Here is a 705-nt window from a genome sequence, read left to right as displayed (position 1 = left end):
AGCTAGTAATCGCAGAGAATGCTGCGGTGAATACGTTCCCGGGCCTTGTACACACCGCCCGTCACACCATGGGAGTTGGCTGCAAAAGAAGTAGGTAGACTAACCTTTTGGAGGTCGCTTACCACTTTGTGGTCAATGACTGGGGTGAAGTCGTAACAAGGTAGCCCTAGGGGAACCTGGGGCTGGATCACCTCCTTTCATAGAGAAACGACTGCGTAAGTACTCACACAAATTACTTGATTTGACAGAGAGATATCTGGGTCTGTAGCTCAGTTCATCGGAGCGCACGTTTCGGAAGAAGCGGTGAGGTCACCGACCGGCTGAAGCGACTGGATAATGAAAAGACTACGGGTCTGTAGCTCAGTTGGTTAGAGCGCACCCCTGATAAGGGTGAGGTCGGAAGTTCAAATCTTCCCAGACCCACCACTTTTCCGCATATTGCCCGCTTTTGTCAGCTCACTGCCGAGAGGCAGCTTCGCCGACAAAACCGAACAATCTGCGAAAAAGCCCTTGAAACAGGGGTTAAGTGGTAACCCAAAGGAAAACCCAAGATGGGGCTATAGCTCAGCTGGGAGAGCGCCTGCCTTGCACGCAGGAGGTCGGCGGTTCGATCCCGCCTAGCTCCACCAACTAAGTGGAGCGGTAAATCAGCCACCAACTAAGTGGAGCGATAGATTGGTTCCACCAACTAAGTGGAGCGAAACC

At 52.5% G+C, this 705-nt stretch carries 2 tRNA genes and 1 rRNA gene; all 3 read left to right on the top strand.

From position 1 onward, the window contains the following. Positions 1 to 198: ribosomal RNA gene (locus MPL1_RS13925) — 16S ribosomal RNA — on the top strand; the annotation flags it as partial. A 151-nt stretch (positions 199 to 349) separates the two neighbouring features. Then, positions 350 to 426: transfer RNA gene (locus tag MPL1_RS13110), tRNA-Ile, on the top strand. Between the two features lie 127 nt (positions 427 to 553). Next, a tRNA-Ala gene (locus MPL1_RS13105) sits at positions 554 to 629 on the top strand. Positions 630 to 705 lie beyond the last annotated feature (76 nt).

The sequence above is a fragment of the Methylophaga lonarensis MPL genome (assembly GCF_000349205.1).
Lineage (GTDB): Bacteria > Pseudomonadota > Gammaproteobacteria > Nitrosococcales > Methylophagaceae > Methylophaga > Methylophaga lonarensis.
Note: the sequence above shows the minus strand (reverse complement) of the source record. Positions and strands in the feature narration are given on the sequence as shown.